Origin of the sequence: Acinetobacter pragensis, from assembly GCF_001605895.1 — a bacterium.
Classification (GTDB): Bacteria; Pseudomonadota; Gammaproteobacteria; order Pseudomonadales; family Moraxellaceae; genus Acinetobacter; species Acinetobacter pragensis.
Genome location: NZ_LUAW01000020.1, coordinates 26,933 through 48,058 on the forward strand (window position 1 = coordinate 26,933; position 21,126 = coordinate 48,058).

A 21,126-nucleotide genomic window follows, 5' to 3' on the forward strand; every position below is an offset into this window, starting at 1 on the left:
ATACTTATGCAAAGATTACGCGAATCTTTTCATCAGCGCCGGCAACAGACTCAGCATTGTCAGCAATGTGGCCCATGTTCCAAGCCTGTTCGCCAAGCTTAGCCAGCAATTCCAAAGTTTTGTCTGCATCGGCTGCATCAACCACAATCACCATGCCTACGCCACAGTTAAATGTACGGTACATTTCGTGCTGTTCAACACCGCCTTCGCGCTGAAGAAGCTTGAACAGTTCTGGCCATTCCCAAGACGATTCATTCACAATTGCTTGCGCGCCATTTGGCAGTACGCGAGGCAGGTTGCCCGGTAAGCCGCCGCCAGTGATGTGCGCCATTGCGTGAACATCCACTTCTTTGCAAAGCTGAAGCAATGATTTAACGTAAATGCGTGTCGGCTCCATTGCTACATCTGCAAGCGGGCGGCCATCAACGATCTGGTTTAAATCAACGTTTTTCACGTCTAAAATTTTACGCAGTAAAGAGTAGCCGTTTGAATGTGCGCCGCTTGATGCGACACCAATTAAAACGTCACCTGATTTTACTTTCGTGCCATCAATAATTTTGCTTTGCTCAACCACGCCTACGCAAAAACCTGCAAGGTCATAGTCTTCGCCTTCATACATGCCCGGCATTTCAGCAGTTTCACCGCCAACCAATGCACAGCCAGCAAGTTCACAACCCGCGCCAATACCTGTAACTACATTGGCTGCAACATCTACATTCAGATGCCCAGTTGCATAATAATCAAGGAAGAATAACGGTTCAGCGCCGCACACTAGAAGATCGTTTACGCACATTGCCACCAAATCCTGACCGATTGTGTCATGACGGTTCAAATTCAATGCTAAGCGTAATTTAGTACCGACACCATCTGTGCCAGATACGAGAACAGGTTCTTCATAGCCTTTAGGAATTTTACAAAGAGCGCCGAAGCCGCCGAGTCCGCCCATTACTTCAGGACGTGCAGTACGCTTTGCGACTGATTTGATACGATCGACTAATGCGTCGCCCGCTTCAATGTCGACACCTGCATCTTTGTAGCTTAAACCAGTGTTTGGGGTAGAGGTTGAGTTGCTCATAATGAAGTCTCCGCATTCGCGCGGGGATTATAACCTGAATATACGAAACTCTTATGTTATTTATGGGCTAAAATGCTATCTTTAATAAAATATTTTCTTTTCAATAACGATTACACTGAGATAAAGGTGAGTTTTCATGGGCGACCGCACACTGCGACGCATTTTTATACTTGCGGGCATTGCACTTATATTGTGGGTGCTTTATTTGTTAAAGCCTGTTGTGCTGCCTTTTATCGGCGCATTTTTAATTGCGTATTTATTCAGCCCGCTTGTTAATAAAATACATAAAATAGGCCTGCCGCGCTGGCTGGCTATCAGCATTGTTTTTATCGGAATCGGCTTGGTGCTCACTTGGGCGTTATGGTATTTGGTGCCTTTGGTTTGGCAGCAGCTGATGTATGCAAAATCCAGCATACCTGCGGGTATTCATTGGGTGAACTATACCTTTTTGCCTTGGCTGTCGCATACGTTCAATCTTATTCCTATGGAAATTGATACTGACCAGATTTCGAAAGCAGTTATGGATTATATTCAGACCAATTACAGCACTGACAGTATTCAGTCGATGCTGCTGAAAGTTGCGCAATCTGGGCTGAATTTTATTCAAATTGGCGGCACAGTGGTTCTGATTCCAATTATCAGCTTTTATTTTCTGCTGGACTGGGAACGCATGCTGGAAAGCCTGCGTAAATTAATCCCCCGCCCGTATGAGAAAAGCACAATGCACATTGTGAACGAGTGCCACAGTGTGCTTGGCGCATTTGTAAAAGGTCAATTTCTGGTGATGTTTTTGCTGGGCGTTGTATATGCAGTGGGCTTGCAGGTTATTGGCCTGGAAGTGGGCTTGATCATCGGCATGATCGCCGGTCTGTCCAGCATTATTCCTTATTTAGGGTTTGCTGTCGGCATTATTGCTGCTGTCATTGCAACCTTGTTCCAATTTGGATTGGACTGGACGCATTTAGCGCTGGTTCTTGTGGTATTTATGATTGGCCAAGCGGTTGAAGGCTATATTCTGCAGCCTTTCCTGCTGGGCGATAAAATTGGGCTTTCACCCGTTGCTGTCGTATTTGCAGTCTTGGCCGGTGCGCAGCTGGCTGGCTTCTTGGGCATGCTGATTGCGCTTCCCGTGGCGGCGATTATTGTTGTATTGCTGCGTCATGTGCGCCAGTGCTATGAAAAAAGCCAGTTATACGGCTCAAAAACAGTCATTATGCAGCCTGCCGGCAGCGATTCTATTACGATAGAAACGGAACAGGCAGATATCGATATTGAATTAAAGCAAACTGTTGGAAAACCTCTGCAAGATCCTGAAAAATCGAGTAAGATCGATGTGTCAGAAAATAAAGACTTATAAGGCCCTTATAGATATATGCGTCAATTGCAGTTAGATATTGAACCTCAGCTGGATGCCCGAATCAGTGATTTTTCAGGGCCAGGCTGGGGACATGTAATTGATGGCGTACGCCAGCTGCATGCCGGATTAATGAACCGGTTTTACATCTATGGCGGGGCTGGAACAGGCAAGAGCCATTTGCTTTCCGCAATTTGTGACTCTTATCTGGAAATTGGAAAATCGGCGATTAAAGTCTCTTTGCTGGAACTGCTGGATGCCCCGACAGAAGCCATTACTTCTCTAGATCAATATGATCTGGTTGCTTTGGATGATATTGAGTCCATCAGCGGGGTGCCGCACTGGCAGCGCGCAGTATTTCATTTAATCAACTACAACAATGAAGGCGGCGGCCAGCTGGTTTTTTCTTCACGCTTTGCGCCCATTGAACTTAGACTGGAATTGCCGGACTTGCAGTCACGACTGACTCAGGCGGTAAGTGTTAAAGTGCCGAATGGCAGTTTGTATGCAGACAGGCAGGCGCTGGTTCTTTCTGTCCTGTCACGCAGAGGCATACATATTGACCAGCAGATTGTGGATTATTTATTGCTGCATGGCCCGCATCAGGCCTCTATTTTACTGCAAAGCCTAGAGCAGCTGATACAGCTGCTCAAAGGTGAAAAGACCAAGCTCAGCAATGCGACATTACGGCAAATTTACGCCTTGATTGATGAATATCGGTAAACTATAAAAAATCTTGAGTAATTACTCAAGCTATGACAAAGTACACGAAATAATTCGATGCTGCTGGGAATGTGTGGCTTAAGAATAAAAAAAGAAATAAAAAAAGATACAAGGAGAAGGTTATGCTCAAACGGAGCATAGGCATAGGCATGCTGTGTTTTGCAGGACATGCTTACAGTGCGGAAGTTAATGTCACAACAACAGAAGATATCGTAAAAGATGACAAGGAATGCTCTCTTCGCGAAGCTGTTGAATATTTGAATATGGCAGAAGATGATCGGCCCGAAGCCGGTTATATGGGCTGCGGCGGCACAGATTCTATAGCGACGATTGCACTTGAAAAGAATAAAGTTTACACACTTTCTAAAAAGCTTGAAATTAAAGCTACGATGGACATCAAGACGCTATATGACACCACTGTTACTGAGACGGCAGTAGTCGGTAAAAATAATGCCACTATTGAAATGACAGGGCAGGAGCAAATTTTCCATATTGATGACAATGCCGATGCTGCTTTTAAAGTGAATTTAAAAGAGATAACGCTGCAAGGCTGTAAAAAAAGCGTATGTGCCGATCTGGGCGGGCTGATTTATAACAATGAAGCTCTGACTTTAGACAGCGTAAAACTGCAGGATGGATATGCCAATTTAGGCGGTGCGATCTATAATGTCGGTGTAGCATCCAGCAGCGGAGCTACAGCCAGCAGTTTGTCCATGCAAAATGTATTGGTTGAAAATAATCAAGCGACAGTTGGCGGCGCAATCTATTCCTTAGCGCCCAGCTTTAAAATTTATAATACCGTATTCAAAAGCAATACCAGCACCTCTGGTAAAGCCGTTGTCTTTACTGCTGATGGCAGTACGGATGCGGATAAGCTGACATTTCCATCCCGGCTGAATTACATTGTCAGCAGTACCTTTTTTCAGAACAAGGGCTATGCAGTTAATTTAAAAGATGGGCTGGGTTTAAATAATCTAACCATTCTTAAAAATTCAGGCGGCGTAAGTTTCGATTCAGCCGAAGGGCAAGGCTATCTTTCAAACAGTATTGTTATTGGCAACAGTTCTTCGGGTGCTGTGCAGGACTGTGAAGTTGAAAATGCTGCGTCAGACAAAAGTGTTCTCTACAACAACCTTGTGTCACAGTCCGATTGTCCAGTCGGAGTAAGCTCAAACAATAATACGGTATTGCTTAGTCCGGCTTTAATCGCGGGTGATGATGAAGGTACCTGTAAAAATTTACAGGATGACGGCACTGCGCTTTTATGCCCATACACTACGCCAAGCAATGCATTTATCGGTTATTTGCGTCCCCGAATGCTGCTGAGCTATGCAGATTTATTTTCTAGTCCTATTTTAAATAGGGGCCAGACATTAGCCAATGGCAATACAAATTTTGTTGCCTGCGAGGCGTCTGATCAGCGCGGTACGTCTAGACTGTCAGATAATGTCTGGTGTGACCGCGGCGCGATAGAAATTGCAGTACCCGCAAGCATTTCAAAATTGGGACAAGACATTAAGCCGGGCCAAATTGCTAAATTTAATATACTGGAAGCATTGGGTGATAGTGATTTGCTGCCAAAGGCGCAATGTATTGCGGAAGTCGGTGAAAACCCTGCCGGCATACCTTGGCAAGACGGCTGCTTAATCGTTGTGCAGGGGCAAACAGTTTCCAAAGGCAAAACTGAATTAAGTCTAAATGGCGATTTGACTTATACGCCAAACGGCAACTGGCATGGTGCGGATGAGTTTACAATCCGGGTGATTACCTCATCTACACGATTTAATAAAGAGATTGATGCAAAATATATCGAAGCGCCTGTAATTATTTTCCAAGAACCGGATAACACAATGGAAAGTAAGACTGTTGAAACTTCTGGCGGTGCTTTAGGCTTCTATAGTTTATTCGCTTTGTTTGGCTTAATCGGATTGCGTCGATTCAAATAATAATTAGGGACAGGCCATGAAACAATATAAAAAAGGACTGCTATGCATAATGGTCTTATCTGCAATGTCACTAATGGCAGCAGACAGCAAAACCATCTATGTCAATACTTTTGATGATGAAGCAGGTGAAAACTCAAGTAAATGCTCTTTGCGTGAAGCAATTATCGCAGCCCAAAAAAATACGTCATTTGGCGGCTGCAGCGCAGGGCGTACAGGGGTTGGCCAAGTCGATGAAATTCAGCTGGAAGCTGGCACATATAAATTAACACGCGGTGAATTGAGCCCAGAGTCACCAATTAGAATTTTGGGCAAAAGCCGAAATAATTATGAAATTAAAAGCAGCTTTACCAATGAATATCCTGAGTTTGAGGAGATTAAAACGGTAATTGATGCGCAAGACGGAAGTTCGCGTATATTCAATACTGCGGTAACCCGTGTCAATTTGGAATTGAATAATATTGCCCTGAACAATGGTTCTGCTAAAGATTATGGCGGGGCTGTATATGCGGGCGGAAATTTTGCCATGAGTAATGGCGCAATATTAAATTCGAGCGCTGCGAAAGCCGGCGGCGCTATTTATCTGCTGGCGCTGGATGCGAAGACAGAAGTCAGTATTAATAATACCCGAATTGAAAATAACAATGCGCTCAAGGGCAGTGTACTCGCGATGAGCTGTGTGGGTAATTTGAGTGATAATCAGCCTATTGTTACAATTTCACAAAGCAGCATTGTAAAAAATGGCAATCAGGCCAGTCTAAGCACAATGGATTTCTGCGGCAGCAATGAAGTTACCTTAGAAGCAAATACGATTGCGAAAAATACTGCAAGTGCATCAAATGGCAGTATTATCCGTGCCGTTTCAGATGGATTGGACCGATTAAGCCCTTATTCGTCATTGGTCTTCAGCAGCAATACTATTGTTGAAAATAGCGCATACAGTGCATTTTATTATGATGAGAATGCTTCGAAATCTTTTTCTTATAATGTACTGGCCTATAATGGCACTGCAGATGGTCAAGGAAAATCTTGCCGTTATTTGAATAATCAAATCCCTGCAGAAGATTTGCAGTTTGCGTTCCTGAGCAATGCTGCAGAATTATCGAATGCGAACTGTGTGATTCCAGCAAAGGCTATTTCGTCAGCTGAAACAGATTATAAGAATTTAGATGTCTCTGGCATCGCAATGCCTGCGCTACTCACAGATTATCGGCCAGCCTCTGTTTATAACATATATTTGCCATTATATTACCCTCTTGAAGGCAATGCTGGCGCTAGCTTAGTGAATATCGGCTCTTCAGGTTGCTCGGAATATGATCAGCGCGGTGTGGCAAGAAATGCTGATGCCACATTGATCTTAAATCCTAGTATGAAGAATACCTGTGATATCGGTTCGGTAGAGAAGCTGAATTTTACGGCTGCAGATGTAGAAGATCTGACTAATTCCTCGCAGAAAGCTATGATTACTGCATTACAGGCAGCAATTGATCAGTTAAAAGCTGATATCGCAGATCAGGATCGTAAAGAATATAAGACTGCTAATGAAATGGATTTAAAAGAGGCAGAACCTTATTTGGCTCAATTCAAAAGCAGTTTAATTTACCGTGCCATTTATATGAATCCATTTGCGTTGGCGCTCCCGCAGGAAGTAGATGTAGGCAATACGCAAGAAAGAAAATATAAAGCATTGAATTCAGATAATTATGACGTCATTGTGCAAGCCATTGGCATCGGCAATGATTTAACTGTCGACAGCACTGGCAAGCCCGTTATAAAAGGGGATGCTTTGGATTTAGTGTGCAAATGGGATGCTAATCTGAAAAAAATTGTGATTTACAGGACAGGCGGCGCTGCTACGGGAGATCAAAATGCATATTGCCAATATACCCTTAAAGAAAAAACCGGCAGCATGCAGCAATCTTCCGGTATTTTGACCGCTAAATTTAACAATATTGCGCCAATTGCCGCTGATGATACATACTCAATTACGACTGACAGCAATTTAACTGTACGCGTCAATCCTTTAGAAAACGACAGTGAAGATGGAGATGGGCCAGTCTCGTCTATGCCAGCCGGTAAAAGCCTTTGGCATCAAAATTTAGATGGCCAGAATATTCCAATCTATTTCAAAACGATACCGGCAGGTTTGAATTTTAAAGCAGAGTATAGCGGGCCATGTCCTGATGGCAATCAGCAGAATATGTGCTATGGCGGAACTATAGAATTTTCATCTAAAAATGCATTTAACCAATTTAATCATAATATTGTGTATCAAGTTTACGACTCAGAAGGCACAGCATCTAATGAAGCAACGATTACGCTGATTAATCAGGCAAAGAATACTAATGAAAGCTCAAGTGGCGGCGGATCAATCAATATTTTTGGCGGATTAGTTTTAGCAGGCCTTGCATTATTTAGAATGCGTAAATTTTTAAAAAGTTAATTTATGCCTGTAACGTAAAAGCCTCTATTTATAGGGGCTTTTTTGTAGGTAAACTAAAATTAAATAGTTGGTATTTCAATATTGATCTTTGAGTTCTTGATGTCAACATTAATTTTACGGCAATAAAAAGAGCGGATTATCCGCTCTTTAAAAAATTGCCTTTCAAAACATTATCAATGATGCGTTACTTCAGGGCTCAGGTATTTATTAATATATTCTTCACGAATGGCAGGGCGTTCATCAGGAGATGCCTTTTGAAGGCGCTGCGCCAGTTCACGGCGCTCTAGGCTGCTCATCTTTTGCCAAGTTTCACGCATTTTTTGCTTTTCATTTTCTGGAAGCTGATTAAACCAATCCATCCGCTGCTGCAAGCTCACACTTTGTTCAACAGGAATTTCTTTTAAGGATTGGTATCGCTTGATGAGGGCAGCTTGCTCAGAGTCAGAAAGTGAGTCCCAAGTCTCATTGACTTGAGCATCCGCATCTTTAGAAAAAATCCAAAAACGTTCAAAACCAGCAAAACTGGTTTGCAGAAAACCGAATGCGCAAAAAGCAATGGCTAATTTTCTAGCTGCCATGGGGAACTTTGTCCTCACCTAAAACCATTAACATTTCTAAGTCTTCGACCATTTGAGGGGAGAGCTTAGGCGTTGAAACAACTTGATTTTGCGGTTTTTCGTTTAATGTTGTCACTGAATTGGGCAACACAACAAAGCCTGCAAGTGCGGCGGCTAATGCAAAGCCTGACATTTTCCATAAGCCATAGCGGGATGCTTCACGTTCATGAATTTTTTCAAGAACATTATTCATCACAGCGGGTTTTTGGGTATGGTGCTGTGCGAGTCCATCAAGTTTGGAAGTTACTTGCTTTAAGAAATCATCTTGTTTCATTCGGATGACCCTCCCATGTGAGGATTCAGATGTGCTAATGAAGCGCGTAAGCCTTGTATAGCACGGTGGTAATGGGTTTTTACACTGCCTTCAGTGCAATTCATAATCTCAGCAGTTGTATGTGTATCAAAGCCTTCCCATGCCCGCAGCATAAATGCCTGCTGCTGCCGGGCTGGCAACAGCGCTATCGCCTGCTGAATTTCTTCGGCAGTCACAGCGCGGTCTATAAATTCAAATGGGTTGGGAGTAGATTCATCTACAACATCATTTATTTCAATTTCATCATCATCTAAATTGACTTTTCTGAACAGAGAAAAGGGCTGAGCGCGCCGGGCTTCTTTTCTGCGCCAATCTTGCAATTTGTTGTTCAAAATGGTGTAGAACAGGGGATACCATTCTTCGGTGGATTTATCTGCATAGGATTTATGCAGGGAAATGAATGCTTCCTGAACCAGATCCATCGCGATGCCCTGCTGATTCTGGGTTGCACTTTCCATCATGATCAGCGCGCGGCCAGTCACTTCATTCATGAAGTTTTTCAAGCGCGACTCAGCCGTGCTCTTGAGAACACTCGAATCTGCAGAATTTGACTGTTTTGGCGCTAAATCCATAGAGATGGAAAATCCTGTCATTGGATACCCACCATCATTTCCAAGTTCATATACATATAACGTTGAAAATGATGGTTTGGTTGACAAATAAATTGTTATTTTTCTAGTTTAATCTATTTCTTTAACTGGGCGAGCCCAATTAAAATAAAAAATGTATTAAAGACGTTGACGCACCATTTCAAAGAAACAAACTGATCCTGCAATCGCAACATTAAGCGATTCTTGACCGCCCGGCTGTGGAATGACAACCGCTTGAGCATTTTCTAAAGCGTATTCGCTTACACCTTGGCCTTCATTACCCAGTATCCAGACACAGGCTTTGCTTAAATCTTTAGAATACAAGCTGGTAGAGCGGTGAGAACTGGTTACATAAACTGGAATTTCAAAGCGCGGCAAAATGTCTTCAAGCGCGATATTCTCATATGTTTGCAATGAAAAATGCGCGCCCATGCCTGCGCGCAGCACGCGAGGCGACCATAAAGAAGCAGAGCCTTTGGTGCAAACTACCTGCTGAATGCCTGCCGCTGCGGCAGAACGCAATAAGGTGCCAACATTGCCGGGATCTTGGACATTTTCCAAAATCAGCGTATCCGCATCGAATTTTAAAGCTTGGCTGGAGCTATGCAAGTCAATAATGGCTAAGCAGGCCAGCGTTGTGCCCAATGTGCTGAGATCCTTGTAAAGGGATTCACTGAGTACAAAGATATGTCCAGTATAGGTTCTGAGAATTTCTTCAAAGTCCGGATGCGCCAGTGCATGTTCAGTCGTGAAAATAGAATTGATTTTTCGATTTTCCTGCAGCCATGCGAGGCAGAGGTGCGTGCCTTCCAGTACAGTTTGGCCCTGTTTTTTACGGTAAGAGTTCTGTTCGATTAACCCGCGTAAATGTTTAATTTTAGGGTTGTCTTTAGACTCAAGAAAAATTGTCGCCATGGGAGATTAAGTCCACGGTGATCAGGCTGCTGACCACCGTTTTTAGTAAAATTAGTTATGGTAGCCGGTAACGCGTTCAACTTCGTTTTTAGAACCGATGATTACAGGTACGCGCTGATGTAATTCAGTCGGCTGGATGTCAAGAATACGGACACGGCCAGTGGTTGATGCGCCGCCCGCTTGTTCCATCAGCATGCTCATTGGGTTTGCTTCGTACATTAAACGCAGACGTCCGGCTTTTTTCGGATCTTTGAAGTCATATGGATACATGAAAATGCCGCTGCGGCAAAGGATGCGGTGGATATCGCCAACCATGCATGCGACCCAGCGCATGTTGAAGTCTTTTTCACGCGGGCCGGTTGTGCCTGCAAGCAACTCATCAATATAGCGTTTTACAGGTTCTTCCCAGTGACGCTGATTGGATGCGTTAATGGCGTATTCTTTGGTGTCTGCCGCAACTGCAATAGCATCTTTAGTCAGCAGGAATTCTTTTGTTTCAGGGTCGAAAGTAAAGAATACTACACCTGCGCCAACGGTTAATGCCATCATGGTTGAAGGGCCATACAGCACATAGCCTGCAGCAGCTTGATTGACGCCGGCCTGCATAAAATCTTCCGCTTGGGTGACTGCATTTTTTGCCGGAAGGATTGAGAAAATTGTGCCGACACACATGTTGATGTCAATGTTGCTTGAGCCGTCAAGCGGATCGAACAGTACAAGATAGTCGCCATTTTCTTGACCAGCTGTAAATTCATCTAACTCTTCTGAAGCCAAACCGCCTACATGCGGATGAACCTTTAAAGCGTCAATTAAATAATCATTTGAAATCACATCAAGTTTTTTCTGTTCTTCGCCTTGAACATTTTCATGCTGCGCGCTGCCCAATACGCCAGCCAAAGCGCCTTTTTGAAGCAATAGGTCGATGTCTTTGCATGTGCTGCCAATCGTTTCAATAACATGAGCTAGGGCTGGTGTTAAATTTCCGCTTTGTTGTTGTAGAAATTGGGATAAGCTTAAACGTGACATAAACGGAGTGCTCCAAAAAAAGCGGTCAAAAATGATCGGAATAGAATAACCCTTCATTTTAGATGAGAATGAGGGAAAAGAAAAATTAAACTGTGTTATTTGCCGTGATTTTGCCCTTGCAAGTCTTGCAGAACATGCTATGTTGAAAGCAGAAGAGCAAAGAAATGACAAGGAGTACAACAATGACGGTTAAGAAATTTGATGCGACTCCAACTCCGAGTGAAGGGTTAAATTTGGATGACATTTCCAAAGATAACGTGAAAGAAGCTTGGAGCGGTTATGAGTCTAAGGCTGAGTATAAGAAATTCAATAAGCATGACTTGATTGAATCAATGCAAAGCGCCCATGAAGAGGATTCAGAAAAGAAATCTGAACAGGCTTAATCGGCACAATGAAAAAAGCACTCTCATGAGTGCTTTTTTCATTTCAGATGTTTGTAAAACTCAGCAGCCGGTAATGATACAGGCTGCTGAGTTTGAAACGATATCTGTTCGATTATTTCAATAATGGCGGAACAGCTTCGTAGTTGATTTCTACGCGGCGGTTTTCTTTCCACGCATTTTCATCATGTCCAGCATTGATCGGCATTTCTTTACCATAGCTGACAGCTTCAAGCTGGCTGGCGCTGACACCGCTGGTGACTAAAAAGCTTTCAACGGCTTTCGCGCGGCGTTCGCCTAGCGCCATATTATATTCACGTGTGCCGCGTTCATCTGTATGTCCTGTTAAAGCAACACGAGAGTTGGCATTGGCAACAAGGAATTGCGCATGAGCTTGAAGCGTTTGCAGGTCTTCGTTGGTTAATTCGCTGCTGTCATAATCAAAATGCACAACACGTTTGGCTAAAAATGCTTTATTGGCGGCAGTGACGCCTTTAGCCGATGCGCCCGCAAGGTTTTGCGCATTCAAAGCGGCATCTTCACTCAGTCCATCAGTATTTACGGTTGAAGCGCCTGTTGGGTTTTGTGTTGCATCTACAGCTGCAGCAGGCTTGCGGTTGGCGCAGCCTGTCATAATCACTGCGGTTGCCAAAACGGGTAGTACAAATAGTTTTACTGCGTTCATGATTCTCTCCATGAAGGTTCTTTATGATTTAAAAATTATTTTGGCGCCCAAGCCGGTTCTCGGACTTCACCTTGTTCACTTGGCAAGTTCATGCGGAAACGCCCGTCTAATGACATGATCGACAATAAGCCGCGCGTGCCTTCACGTGTGGCATACACCACCATCTGGCCGTTTGGCGAGAAACTTGGAGATTCATCCAGACTGGTCGGGGTAAGGATGTTGGTTACACCTGAATCAATATTTTGAACAGCGACTTTATAATTGCTGCCGCTTGGACGGTGCACCAGGGCCAATTTTTTCCCGTCTGCGCTTAAGGTGCCGCGTGCATTAAACGCGCCGCGGAAGGTCAGGCGCTTGCTGCTGCCATCGGCAAAGCTGTAACGGTAAATTTGCGGTGATCCGCCGCGGTCAGAGGTATAAATAAATGATTTTCCATCTGGCGCATAGCGCGCTTCAGTATCAATTGCGCTGTCATTGGTCAGGCGCTGCAGCTGCCGGCTGTCTAAATCCATTTGATAGATTTCAGGATTGCCGTGCATAGACGCTGTAAACAGCATGCTTTTGCCATCAGGGGAGAAACTTGGCGCGCCGTTTAAGCCACGGAAGCTTGCCAATTTTTCACGGCCCCCAGAGGCTAAGTCTTGCACATAAATAGCCGGGCGCTTGGTTTCAAACGAAACATAGGCGATTTTTTTTGCATCAGGTGTCCATGCGGGCGATAAGATCGGATCGCGCGATGTGAGAATAGTCCGCGGCTGCTCGCCATCGGTATCCGCTATTTGCAGAGTATAGCGCTGTTCTGGTGTTGCTGGATTGCGCAGCACATAAGCGATGCGTCCGCTGAAATCACCTTGAATGCCTGTCAGCGCTTCATAAATGGCATCACTGATCATATGTGCCGCTTGACGCGTGCGGCTGGCAGGAACGGTCAATAATTCATTCAGTAAATATTGTTTTTTCTGCACATCGTACAGCTGATAATGCACTTCAAAAGAACCGTCTGCTGTGGGCTTCATAGCGCCTGTCACTATATAAGGGACGCCCGCGGCCTGCCATGCTTCTGCATTCGGCGCATTCATCGCTGCCGTTGCAGGCAGATTCTTAGAAGAACTGGTGAATTTCCCTGAGCGGTTCAAATCATTTTCAATAATTGGATAAAGATTCTGATCATTGCCAAAAGGAATAATTGCAATTTTAGGGGCTTCTTCCGGCGCTTTGGTGATTTCCAAATGCAGCTGAGCATAAGATTGGCTAATTAAAACTGGACTTAAGGCTGTTAAAACGGCTAAGCAGAGCAGATGTTTTCGCGTTATTTCCATCATTCGCTGAATACTCTAAATCTATAAATTTTTGTTGCTGAGAATGTGTCACATAATGGCATGTTTTTACAATATTTAAAGCACATCAATATGATTAAACTGTTATTCGACTGTGAAAAATTGCCCAAAAAACTATCAGTTTGGGATGAGGCTTTACAAAGAAAGGGTGGTATTTGGCAGCGCAGTCTTTGTTTCGATTAAAAGAACTATAAAACGTCTAAGTTTTGTATTTTGCATCTTGATTGCGAAGCAATTCAAAGGGTGCAGAACTGCGGATAGCGTTTTTCAATACTGTATTTTCAATACGGGATTTGGCGCATCACGAATTAAAATAGATTGGATTTAACTTGATGGCGTCAATGTAATTCTGCGCGCTTTTTTGCTTTGATGAATCTGCTGGCACTTGCTAATTAGGCAGAATTTTATGATGAATTACACGTGCCGTTTCTACTTTTTTGCATTGACGTATAGAGGCGTTGGCCGCTATTTTTAGGATGAATTTTGGCAGCAGCTTGCGTGTCATCATTGGCAAAGACACATGAAAACGCTGGAAGTATAGGAAACAGCAGAAAAAGTTTCAGGCAATACCTTATTTTAGACCAAGTCAGGTAAAAAATACCCCCTGACGCATCAGAGGGTATAGGTTATTAATTTCCTGATTTGAACGTGGATGTCAGATTCTGCGCTTCGCGGCGCGCATCTGGGTCCGAAGGCATCGGGTACGGCGCAGCTGCACGGACAGCTGCTTCAATACTGGCCTTCATGTCAGGGTCGCTGGATGAGACAATGACTGAACGCACGGCGCCGCTTTCAGTTAAAGTGATGCGGGCAGTTGCGGTTTTACCTGCAGAATCTGTTGGAGTGTCCCAGGCGCGTTTAATTTTGCTTTCAAAATCGTGTTTAGCCGTTGACGCAATTTTTTTCGCTTCGGCCTTTTTCTGAGCCGCTTCTTCAGCTGCTTTTTTAGCAGATGAGGCCTTGGCTTCTTCGGCTGCCCGTTCACGTGCTTCTGCATCGGATCTGGCTTTGGCATCTGCTTTGGCTTTCGCATCGGCGGCGGCTTTATTTTTTGCGTCAGCATCCGCTTTACGCTTAGCGGCGTCTGCATTGGCTTTGGCCTGAGCGTCAGTTTTCGCTTTTGCATCGGCTGCAGCTTTATTTTTTGCGTCAGCATCCGCTTTACGCTTAGCGGCGTCTGCATTGGCTTTGGCCTGGGCGTCGGCTTTCGCTTTTGTATCGGCTGCGGCTTTATTTTTAGCGTCAGCATCCGCTTTACGCTTAGCGGCGTCTGCATTGGCTCTGGCCTGAGCGTCAGCTTTCGCTTTTGCATCGGCTGCAGCTTTATTTTTGGCGTCAGCATCCGCTTTACGTTTAGCCGCGTCTGCATTGGCTTTTGCTTTCGCATCTTGCTGCGCTTTTAATTTGGCATTTTCTGCCAGGCGTTTCGCTTCTAAATCTGCTTTGCGCTTCGTCTCGGCTGCACTGGCTTTAGCTTGGGCTGCTTTTGCATCAGCTGCGGCTTTGCGTTGGGCTGCTTCGGCATTCGCTTTAGCATCCGCGTCTGTTTTACGCTGTGCAGCCTCAGCTTTAGCATCCGCCTGAGCTTTCAGCTTGGCGGCTTCATCAGCTTGGCGTTTTTGTTCAGCCCGTAAAGCTTGGTTTTTTGCTTGCTGCTCAGCTTGTTCAGCAAGTTTTGCCTGCTGGGCAGCTTTGGCTGCATCCGGTTTTGGCAATGAAGCAGGAACCGGCGGCGGAGCTGCTGGTATAGTTGGTGCCGGTTCTATACTGGGCTCAGCGGTTTGAGTGATTTCAGCGGCGACATTTTCATGCGCAGTTTCATCAAACTCAGTTTCTTCGCGCGTCACAGGCTTCAAATCTTCTGGTTTAACTAAAACAGTTTTAATCTGTTTTGGCGGTTCAGGCGGTTTGCTCATGCCCAGATAAAGCAAGCCCACAACTGCAATCACATGGATACCGATGGTGAATCCAACTGCAGTCGCTTTTTGTTTAAAAGGTGGCTTTTTTAAATCTTTCATAAATTACTTTAACGGCTCTGTCAGCAATCCTACTTGAGATAATCCCGCATCTTGCAGTGCAGACATCAGTTTTATGACTTCACCATATGGGCGTGATTCACTGCCATTAATCAGAACGTTGAGCTGTTTTTTATTGGTCTCTGCTTGCGCTTGCGCATCGGTAAGAGCGGCTTTTAATTCGTCTAATGACAGTACATCATTTTTATGCGTGCTGTCTTCAAGCTTAATTGTGCCGTCGGCCTCTAAGGTCACAATAGCAGGGCGGTCTTCAGATTGAATCGGGCTGCTGTTGGCCTGCGGCAAGTCCACTTTGACGCCTGTGGTGATCATTGGCGCTGTGACCATGAAAATCACCAAAAGCACCAGCATGACGTCAATGTAGGGCACGACATTCATATCGCTTTTCAGCGGTTTTTTTATACGCTCGAAGCGTCCTGAACGTTGAATAGCCATTAGTGCTGTTCCTGATCAGGACCCAATGATTGACGCTGCAGTAAAGCAACCATCTCTTCGGCGAAAAGCGCGCGGTCTGAATAGACGGCTTCGCCTTTTGCTGTGTAATGGTTAAATGCTAAAACGGCAGGAATAGCGGCAAACAGGCCAATTGCAGTGGCAATCAATGCTTCTGCAATACCAGGGGCTACGGTTGCCAGCGTCACTTGTTCAACTTGCGCTAAACCAATGAATGCATTCATGATGCCCCAAACGGTGCCAAATAAGCCGACGTACGGTGCTACAGAACCAATGCTGGCCAAAGCGCCAAGGCCTTGCTCTAAACCGCCTTGGTCACGGCTCAGGCCGACACGCAAAATTCGTTCAGTGCCTTCAATGCTTTGCGCGGCTGGCGCATTGCGTTTTTTCAGTTTGAAAAATTCACCAAGGCCTTGATAGAAAATATCTTCTAGGCCAACCCGCTTCGAGTTGAGCTGCGCATTGTTGTAAAGGGTATTCAGTTCGGCGCCAGACCAGAAGATTTTTTGAAAATGATCATCATCGGCCTGCGCCTTTTTGTAGCTCATATGCAACTTGGCAATCAGATACCAGCTGTACAGCGAGGCTAATAAGAGCAGAAGCATTACCAGCTGTACAACAGGACTTGCTTGTAAAATTAAATCTGATACGTGAAGGGTAGATTCTAGTTGAGTTGCCATAGTTACATTGAGCCAATTAATTTTTTTAATCTTGTTCCAATTCTTTCAGAATCAGTTTGCGGATTTCCTCTGGAAGTCGAGTCGGGCGCATGCCGTCTACGCTGATGCAGGCCAATTCGACTTCACCGGAAGCAAGCATGATTTCACCACGATAAATATTTTGTTGCAATACAAATGACGTTGATTTACATGAAACTACACTAGCTGTAACAGTAATCAGGTCATCCATCAGTATAGGACGTGAATATTTAACGTTAATTTTGTGCACGACAAAATTGTAGTCTTTTTGATGCCAGTAGTGATCTACACCTGAAGCGCGTAGCCATTCTGTACGGGTACGCTCCATGAAACGGATGTGGTTGGCGTGGTAAACAATACCGCCTGCATCTGTATCTTCAATATAGACACGGATATTGAACTCGAATTTATTCGCCATGAGTGTGTTCCATTTTTGCTGCTGTTTTTTGAGAGAGCGCCAACTGATTCAGCCTTTACCTATTTTGAAATTGACAAATCTTGAGCTAAAGGTCAAGCGGCGTAACGGGTCGCAGTTTAGCACCCTGAAAATTCACTCCAATGGCACAAGGTTTCAAATCGGCAGATTTAGCCTGCAGTTTGTATCGATCTTTTTTCTGCCGATGGATTTATTCGGTGCCGGTTTATAGGTAGGCTTATAGATGACACCAGATTAAGCACACAGTTTGAGCTGCATTTTCATAGAATTCAGGAAATTTTATGGATATTTGATTTGTCATTTATTGAAAAAAGGGAGAAATAATCTCCCTTTTAAATTATTTATCTTTCGGTTCTGGCGGTGTCATGCCAAATTGCAAATAGGCCATATTGGTGGCAATACGGCCGCGGGCGGTACGCATGGCGTAACCTTGCTGAATTAGGTACGGTTCAATAACATCTTCTAATGTGCCCGAGTCTTCTGCCATTGCCGCAGCCAAAGCTTCTACGCCAGCAGGACCGCCATCAAAGCGTTCCAGCAGCATAGACAAATAACGGCGGTCTAAAGTATCTAAACCGTCTTTATCTACATTCAGCATATCCAGAGCGCGCTGCGCCATGTCTTGCGTCACTTCGCCTGTGCCTTTCACTTGCGCATAATCCCGGACACGGCGCAGCAGGCGGTTGGCAATACGCGGCGTACCGCGCGCACGGCGGGCAACTTCCTTCGCGCCATCTTTAGAAATCGGCACATCCATTAGATTGGCTGAACGGGTCACAATATGAGTAAGATCCGCAACACTGTAGAATTCTAAACGCTGCACAATACCAAAACGGTCCCGCAGTGGAGAGGTCAGCAGGCCGGCGCGGGTGGTGGCCGCGACTAGGGTAAAAGGCGGCAAATCCAGCTTGATTGAACGGGCAGCAGGACCTTCGCCAATCATAATATCCAGCTGATAATCTTCCATCGCTGGGTAGAGGATTTCTTCAATCACTGGTGATAGGCGGTGAATCTCATCAATAAATAAGACATCGCCTTCTTCCAGATTGGTCAGCATGGCTGCTAAATCACCCGCGCGTTCCAAAACAGGGCCAGAGGTTGATTTCAGGTTGCCGCCCATTTCACGGGCAATGATATTGGCCAGTGTTGTTTTACCTAAACCCGGCGGGCCAAAAATCAGAGTATGGTCCAGCGCTTCTTCACGGCCGCGGGCAGCGCCTATGAAGATTTCCATTTGTTCGCGTACGACAGGCTGCCCGATGTAATCCTCTAGGGATGTCGGGCGGATGGCGCGGTCGTAATGATCTTCGGGTTTTTCTGTACCACTGATGAGACGGTCTTGCATAAGTATTTAACTAATCTCTATATCGTTGAGGAGGGATCACAGCCTCAAACAGTGATTGAATTTTATATGCCATTGTATAGGCGGTTCTCACTTTTGACTGGGCAAAAGTGACAAAACCCATTTGTTAAACTGATGCTGCGTCCTTGTGTAGCACAGTTTAACGGCTACATCCATGCCGCCTTCATGACTCAAATACTGTCTATAGTTTTAAAAGGCAAAGGATACAGAGCTCATTAGAAACTAAAAAATTATTTATTCATAGACTTTAATGCTGCACGGATAATGTCGCTGGCTTCGGTAAAGTCGCCTTTGGCAGCATTCACCAGTTTTTGCGCTTCGGCAGGCTTATAGCCTAAAGACTGCAGGGCCGCTTCGGCTTCTGCAACTGCAGAGTTGCCGCTAAACTGAATTTGCTCAGCCGTTGAGTTGCTTGGAGCCGAACTTGATGACATGGTTTTGAAACGGTCGCGCAGTTCAATCATTAAGCGTTCAGCTGTTTTGGCGCCAACACCCGGCACCTTAACGAGGGTTTTCACATCACCGTGTTCTACGGTATGGATCAGCATTTCTATACTTAAGGTAGAAAGAATGGCCAGCGCCATTTTAGGGCCAACGCCATTGACTTTCAGCAGGGTGCGGAAAATGGTTTTTTCCTGTGCATGGGCAAAGCCGAACAGCAGCTGTGCATCTTCACGCACAACTAAATGCGTCCACAAAGTCACTTTCTGACCTTTTTGCAATTGGCAGAATGTAGACAGCGGTGTATCTACTTCATAACCTACGCCATTAACATTCAAAAGCACTGTCGAAACTTCCAGTGCAAGCACTTCGCCAATTAAACATCCGATCATTAAATTTATTCACTTCTATGTTGATGCAAAGCATATTAATCGGCATTGTGTATAAATACAAAATGCCGCGGGTTAAACCTTAAAAAAGAGTGCAATTTTCACAATATTGGCGTGAATAGGTTTGAAATTCAGCCCATGGGCTTAAATTAAACCCGCCTTATTGCCTTGCAGCTCTTGCGACAAGTTATACGCCTGATGGTCGGAAAATTTGGAAATAATATCGAGAACCAGCATGATATTGTCGTAATGATTGTCACTGAAATGAGCGCCGGAACGGTTCAAAATGGACATCAGCCGCTGCTCTTTAAAGCTGAGATTTTTATGCGGCGTGGTCAGCGGAATAAAAGCATCTAAAATATTCTGCAGGCTTTGATGCGCAATAATTTCTAAACCTGCTTTTTGCGGATGTTCAAAAATTTTGTCCCGCGCCAATTCTTTCGCACGGTTGATGCCGCGGGCAATATCCGCAGGGCAATAGTCTAAAAGGCTGCCGTGCAGCTGGCCAGCCAGAATTTCAAAATGGTGTTTTGCGAAAGCATTTGTGACTTCATCTACCAGCCGTTTCATCACGCGCCCGCGCAAAGCCGCAATTTTTTGCTGCCACGTCGTATTCATCGAAAGCTCAGATGGAATGCCATAATCTGCAATGAGCTCTAAAAAAATCGGCTCGACCTCTTCGTAGCTCAGCATATTCAGAATGATACCGTCTTCCAGATCAATCAGCGCATAGCACATGTCGTCAGCCGCTTCGAGCAGATAGGTCAGCGGATGGCGGCAATAATGATGGTCGCCCAGTTGAATCAGCCCCAATTGTTCAGCAATTTGCTGCAAAATATCTTTTTCAGACTGATAGCAGCCGAACTTTGCGCGCTTGCTGGCAGGTGTATTGCCTTGCGATGCAATGGTTTTGGATAGCCATGGGTACTTTAAGTAAGCCCCTAATGTTGCGTAAGTCAGGCGCATACCGCCATCATTGGGATGGTAATCAATTTTTGTCAGCAGGCGCAGGCCTTGCGCATTGCCTTCAAATTGGCGCACATCGGCTTCTTGTTCTGGACTGAGGTCTTTAAGGAAATCGGTATGGGAGGCATCATCAAACCATTCGCGGATGGCATATTCACCCGCATGGCCAAAGGGCGGATTGCCAATATCGTGTGCGAGGCACGCCGCTTGAATGATTGCGCCGACATCAGCCGGTGAAATCCATACGGGAAGTTCGGTTTTGATTTTCTCTGCGGCCAGCATGCCTAAGGAGCGGCCAATGCAGGAGACTTCTAAAGAATGGGTGAGGCGGGTATGAATGCCATCATGCTGCGTCAGCGGGTGTACTTGAGTTTTACGGTTGAGCTGCCGGAAACTTTGTGAAAAGATAATACGGTCATAATCTTTGTGAAAAGGGCTGCGCGCCTGTTCAGAACTTTGCTTTTTACTGCCTATGCGAACTGTCGAAAGCAGTTCTAGCCAACGCATTTGAGTCATTTATCATTATTCAGTGATGTGCTGTTTGCATCATGCCAAATTTGTATGAAAAGCACTAGGGCACCGCGTCATATACTGACACTTAATAAAATGAATACCGTCATTCACCACAGTAAAACGTATGGGGGAATGTCAAAACAGCAATTGAATCTTTTATGCACTATGGCTGCTGCGCACAGCATTCTTTCGATCTAAGGGCGTTTTGCCGTGAAATGGGCAGGCTGTTTATGCAGATGATTGCTTATATGCGGCTGGGGAAGGATTGGTGACTCATGCAGTATTTTTTAATAAAAGCCCCAGTAAGACCTGCTTATTTTTTATGGCAATTGCCCTAAAATAAACCAGCTCTTTATTTTTTGAATTATTTTGATACATGCTTGTGGACGCTATTCTTTAGGAAGCATTCAATTTTTTTGTCTGAAAATAA

20 protein-coding genes are annotated in these 21,126 nt (G+C 44.9%); 5 read left to right on the top strand and 15 right to left on the bottom strand.

What is annotated here, in order from left to right:
• Nucleotides 1-4: 4 nt before the first annotated feature.
• A complete protein-coding gene (gene purM, locus AZH43_RS08595; RefSeq protein ID WP_067668723.1) occupies nt 5-1,075 on the bottom strand; it encodes a phosphoribosylformylglycinamidine cyclo-ligase in 1,071 nt (356 codons plus the stop codon).
• A 136-nt stretch (nt 1,076-1,211) separates the two neighbouring features.
• Between purM and cxpE the strand changes: the two genes are divergently transcribed.
• From cxpE to AZH43_RS08615, 4 genes are all read left to right on the top strand, one after another.
• Nucleotides 1,212-2,432, top strand: a complete 1,221-nt coding sequence (gene cxpE / locus AZH43_RS08600) for a chloramphenicol efflux transporter CxpE (RefSeq protein ID WP_067668725.1) — start codon at nt 1,212-1,214, stop codon at nt 2,430-2,432.
• A gap of 15 nt (nt 2,433-2,447) precedes the next feature.
• Nucleotides 2,448-3,152, top strand: coding sequence for a DnaA regulatory inactivator Hda (gene hda, locus AZH43_RS08605; protein WP_067668727.1), 705 nt, complete (start codon nt 2,448-2,450; stop codon nt 3,150-3,152).
• A gap of 122 nt (nt 3,153-3,274) precedes the next feature.
• The gene (gene rbtA, locus AZH43_RS08610) at nt 3,275-5,098 is read left to right on the top strand and encodes a rhombotarget A (RefSeq protein WP_067668729.1); all 1,824 of its coding nucleotides are present in this window, start codon (nt 3,275-3,277) and stop codon (nt 5,096-5,098) included.
• Between the two features lie 64 nt (nt 5,099-5,162).
• Nucleotides 5,163-7,538, top strand: a complete 2,376-nt coding sequence (locus AZH43_RS08615) for a CSLREA domain-containing protein (RefSeq protein WP_227509798.1) — start codon at nt 5,163-5,165, stop codon at nt 7,536-7,538.
• Between the two features lie 173 nt (nt 7,539-7,711).
• On the opposite strand, the gene AZH43_RS08620 is transcribed toward AZH43_RS08615, so the two are convergent.
• The 5 genes from AZH43_RS08620 to AZH43_RS08640 form a co-directional block, all read right to left on the bottom strand.
• A complete protein-coding gene (locus tag AZH43_RS08620) occupies nt 7,712-8,116 on the bottom strand; it encodes a DUF3106 domain-containing protein (RefSeq protein WP_067668733.1) in 405 nt (134 codons plus the stop codon).
• Nucleotides 8,106-8,429 (bottom strand): hypothetical protein, encoded by a 324-nt coding sequence (locus AZH43_RS08625; protein ID WP_067668734.1) that lies wholly within the window; start codon nt 8,427-8,429, stop codon nt 8,106-8,108. The genes AZH43_RS08620 and AZH43_RS08625 overlap by 11 nt, the downstream gene beginning before the upstream one ends.
• The gene (locus tag AZH43_RS08630) at nt 8,426-9,040 is read right to left on the bottom strand and encodes an RNA polymerase sigma factor (RefSeq protein ID WP_067668736.1); all 615 of its coding nucleotides are present in this window, start codon (nt 9,038-9,040) and stop codon (nt 8,426-8,428) included. The genes AZH43_RS08625 and AZH43_RS08630 overlap by 4 nt, the downstream gene beginning before the upstream one ends.
• A 156-nt stretch (nt 9,041-9,196) precedes the next feature.
• Nucleotides 9,197-9,973, bottom strand: coding sequence for a TrmH family RNA methyltransferase (locus AZH43_RS08635; RefSeq protein WP_067668738.1), 777 nt, complete (start codon nt 9,971-9,973; stop codon nt 9,197-9,199).
• A 51-nt stretch (nt 9,974-10,024) separates the two neighbouring features.
• The gene (locus AZH43_RS08640) at nt 10,025-10,999 is read right to left on the bottom strand and encodes a class 1 fructose-bisphosphatase (RefSeq protein WP_067668740.1); all 975 of its coding nucleotides are present in this window, start codon (nt 10,997-10,999) and stop codon (nt 10,025-10,027) included.
• A 182-nt stretch (nt 11,000-11,181) separates the two neighbouring features.
• Here AZH43_RS08640 and AZH43_RS08645 point away from each other — a divergent pair, with 182 nt between their 5' ends.
• On the top strand, nt 11,182-11,382 hold the full coding sequence (locus AZH43_RS08645) for an NF038105 family protein (protein WP_067668742.1): 201 nt from the start codon (nt 11,182-11,184) through the stop codon (nt 11,380-11,382).
• A 112-nt stretch (nt 11,383-11,494) separates the two neighbouring features.
• Here AZH43_RS08645 and pal read toward each other — a convergent pair whose 3' ends face one another.
• The 9 genes from pal to AZH43_RS08690 form a co-directional block, all read right to left on the bottom strand.
• Nucleotides 11,495-12,064, bottom strand: coding sequence for a peptidoglycan-associated lipoprotein Pal (gene pal / locus AZH43_RS08650; RefSeq protein WP_067668744.1), 570 nt, complete (start codon nt 12,062-12,064; stop codon nt 11,495-11,497).
• Between the two features lie 35 nt (nt 12,065-12,099).
• The gene (tolB, locus tag AZH43_RS08655) at nt 12,100-13,383 is read right to left on the bottom strand and encodes a Tol-Pal system beta propeller repeat protein TolB (protein WP_171254449.1); all 1,284 of its coding nucleotides are present in this window, start codon (nt 13,381-13,383) and stop codon (nt 12,100-12,102) included.
• Between the two features lie 647 nt (nt 13,384-14,030).
• Complete coding sequence (gene tolA / locus AZH43_RS08660; protein ID WP_067668748.1) at nt 14,031-15,419, bottom strand: cell envelope integrity protein TolA; 1,389 nt, start codon at nt 15,417-15,419, stop codon at nt 14,031-14,033.
• A gap of 3 nt (nt 15,420-15,422) precedes the next feature.
• Nucleotides 15,423-15,872 (bottom strand): protein TolR, encoded by a 450-nt coding sequence (tolR, locus tag AZH43_RS08665; protein ID WP_067668749.1) that lies wholly within the window; start codon nt 15,870-15,872, stop codon nt 15,423-15,425.
• On the bottom strand, nt 15,872-16,570 hold the full coding sequence (tolQ, locus tag AZH43_RS08670; RefSeq protein ID WP_067668751.1) for a protein TolQ: 699 nt from the start codon (nt 16,568-16,570) through the stop codon (nt 15,872-15,874). The genes tolR and tolQ overlap by 1 nt, the downstream gene beginning before the upstream one ends.
• A 25-nt stretch (nt 16,571-16,595) precedes the next feature.
• A complete protein-coding gene (gene ybgC, locus AZH43_RS08675; protein WP_067668753.1) occupies nt 16,596-17,006 on the bottom strand; it encodes a tol-pal system-associated acyl-CoA thioesterase in 411 nt (136 codons plus the stop codon).
• Nucleotides 17,007-17,361: 355 nt separating this feature from the next.
• Entirely contained in the window at nt 17,362-18,369 is a 1,008-nt protein-coding gene (gene ruvB / locus AZH43_RS08680) for a Holliday junction branch migration DNA helicase RuvB (protein WP_067668755.1), read from the bottom strand.
• Between the two features lie 248 nt (nt 18,370-18,617).
• Nucleotides 18,618-19,220 carry a Holliday junction branch migration protein RuvA gene (gene ruvA, locus AZH43_RS08685; protein WP_067668757.1) on the bottom strand — a complete coding sequence of 201 codons (603 nt, stop codon included), beginning with the start codon at nt 19,218-19,220 and terminating at the stop codon, nt 18,618-18,620.
• A 141-nt stretch (nt 19,221-19,361) separates the two neighbouring features.
• Nucleotides 19,362-20,699 carry a deoxyguanosinetriphosphate triphosphohydrolase gene (locus tag AZH43_RS08690; RefSeq protein ID WP_067668759.1) on the bottom strand — a complete coding sequence of 446 codons (1,338 nt, stop codon included), beginning with the start codon at nt 20,697-20,699 and terminating at the stop codon, nt 19,362-19,364.
• Nucleotides 20,700-21,126 lie beyond the last annotated feature (427 nt).

Bases quoted from the DNA above. Each gene is read 5' to 3' on its own strand.
- cxpE (WP_067668725.1), top strand. From the start codon at position 1,212: ATGGGCGACCGCACACTGCGACGCATTTTTATACTTGCGGGCATTGCA.
- tolQ (WP_067668751.1), bottom strand. From the start codon at position 16,570: ATGGCAACTCAACTAGAATCTACCCTTCACGTATCAGATTTAATTTTA.
- tolB (WP_171254449.1), bottom strand. From the start codon at position 13,383: ATGGAAATAACGCGAAAACATCTGCTCTGCTTAGCCGTTTTAACAGCC.
- AZH43_RS08640 (WP_067668740.1), bottom strand. From the start codon at position 10,999: ATGTCACGTTTAAGCTTATCCCAATTTCTACAACAACAAAGCGGAAAT.
- AZH43_RS08630 (WP_067668736.1), bottom strand. From the start codon at position 9,040: ATGGATTTAGCGCCAAAACAGTCAAATTCTGCAGATTCGAGTGTTCTC.
- ruvB (WP_067668755.1), bottom strand. From the start codon at position 18,369: ATGCAAGACCGTCTCATCAGTGGTACAGAAAAACCCGAAGATCATTAC.
- ybgC (WP_067668753.1), bottom strand. From the start codon at position 17,006: ATGGCGAATAAATTCGAGTTCAATATCCGTGTCTATATTGAAGATACA.
- tolA (WP_067668748.1), bottom strand. From the start codon at position 15,419: ATGAAAGATTTAAAAAAGCCACCTTTTAAACAAAAAGCGACTGCAGTT.
- AZH43_RS08645 (WP_067668742.1), top strand. From the start codon at position 11,182: ATGACGGTTAAGAAATTTGATGCGACTCCAACTCCGAGTGAAGGGTTA.
- hda (WP_067668727.1), top strand. From the start codon at position 2,448: ATGCGTCAATTGCAGTTAGATATTGAACCTCAGCTGGATGCCCGAATC.
- pal (WP_067668744.1), bottom strand. From the start codon at position 12,064: ATGAACGCAGTAAAACTATTTGTACTACCCGTTTTGGCAACCGCAGTG.
- AZH43_RS08635 (WP_067668738.1), bottom strand. From the start codon at position 9,973: ATGGCGACAATTTTTCTTGAGTCTAAAGACAACCCTAAAATTAAACAT.
- tolR (WP_067668749.1), bottom strand. From the start codon at position 15,872: ATGGCTATTCAACGTTCAGGACGCTTCGAGCGTATAAAAAAACCGCTG.
- rbtA (WP_067668729.1), top strand. From the start codon at position 3,275: ATGCTCAAACGGAGCATAGGCATAGGCATGCTGTGTTTTGCAGGACAT.
- AZH43_RS08625 (WP_067668734.1), bottom strand. From the start codon at position 8,429: ATGAAACAAGATGATTTCTTAAAGCAAGTAACTTCCAAACTTGATGGA.
- AZH43_RS08615 (WP_227509798.1), top strand. From the start codon at position 5,163: ATGTCACTAATGGCAGCAGACAGCAAAACCATCTATGTCAATACTTTT.
- ruvA (WP_067668757.1), bottom strand. From the start codon at position 19,220: ATGATCGGATGTTTAATTGGCGAAGTGCTTGCACTGGAAGTTTCGACA.
- purM (WP_067668723.1), bottom strand. From the start codon at position 1,075: ATGAGCAACTCAACCTCTACCCCAAACACTGGTTTAAGCTACAAAGAT.
- AZH43_RS08690 (WP_067668759.1), bottom strand. From the start codon at position 20,699: ATGACTCAAATGCGTTGGCTAGAACTGCTTTCGACAGTTCGCATAGGC.
- AZH43_RS08620 (WP_067668733.1), bottom strand. From the start codon at position 8,116: ATGGCAGCTAGAAAATTAGCCATTGCTTTTTGCGCATTCGGTTTTCTG.